Annotated in this window: 1 protein-coding gene; it reads left to right on the top strand. The window is 61.9% G+C overall.

Translation table 11 applies throughout. The features are described from left to right. The coding region (locus AC1DX0_RS36085; RefSeq protein ID WP_477359306.1) for a 2-isopropylmalate synthase at window positions 1–1211 on the top strand (1211 nt) is incomplete at both ends.

Genomic DNA, 1211 nt, shown 5'->3' with positions numbered 1-1211 from the left:
CTGCAGGTGCTGGTGCAGTGCCGGCCCGAACTGATCACCCGCACCTTCGAGGCGCTGAAGGGCGCCACCAACCCGATCGTGCATTTCTACAATTCGACCAGCGAATTGCAGCGCCGCGTCGTCTTCGAAAAAGACGTCGGCGGCATCAAGCGCATCGCCACCGACGCGGCCAAGATGATCACCGACATGGCGGCTAAGGCCGGCGGCGGCTATCGTTTCGAATATTCGCCGGAAAGCTTCACCGGCACCGAGCTCGAAGTCGCGCTGGAGATCTGCAACGCCGTCACCGAGATCGTCAGGCCGACTTCAGACAACAAGCTGATCATCAACCTGCCGTCGACGGTCGAGATGTCGACGCCCAACATCTATGCCGACCGCATCGAATGGATGTGCCGCAAYCTCGACAACCGCGAMAASCTGWTSATYTCRYTGCATCCGCACAATGAYCGCGGCACCGGCATCGCCACCACCGAGCTCGGCCTGATGGCAGGTGCGGACCGCGTCGAAGGCACGCTGTTCGGCAATGGCGAGCGCACCGGCAATGTCGACATCGTCACGCTGGCGCTCAACATGTACACGCAAGGCGTCGATCCGGGCATCGACTGCTCCGACATCAACCGGATGAAGGACGTCTACGAATATTCGAACCAGCTGAAGATYYCCGAGCGCCACCCYTATGTCGGCGAACTCGTCTACACCGCCTTTTCCGGCTCGCACCAGGAYGCCATCAACAAGGGCATGAAGGCCTTGAAGAAGGCCAACACGCCGGTGTGGGAAGTGCCTTACCTGCCGATCGACCCGGCCGATGTCGGCCGCAGCTACGAGGCGATCATTCGCATCAACTCGCAGTCGGGCAAGGGCGGCATCGCCTATGTGCTGCAGGCCGACTACGGCCTCAATTTGCCGCGCAATCTGCAGATCGAGTTCAGCCAGGCGATCCAGGCGATCACCGACGCCGAAGGCAAGGAGGTGCCGGTCAAGCGCATCCATGACCGCTTCCTCGAAACCTATGTCGACCAGCCGGGCGCGCGCCTGAAATTCCTCGACCACCACACCTATCCTGACACCGAGGTCAAGGGCCGGCGTGTGGTCGAGGCGGTCATCCTCGACAACGGCAAGGAAGTGACGATTACCGGCACCGGCACCGGCCCGATCGACGGCTTCGTYGATGCGCTGTCGCGCCATGTCGGCGTCGASATGTCGGTGCTCGA

The sequence above is a fragment of the Mesorhizobium sp. P3_A9 genome (assembly GCF_056402975.1).
Note: the sequence above shows the minus strand (reverse complement) of the source record. Positions and strands in the feature narration are given on the sequence as shown.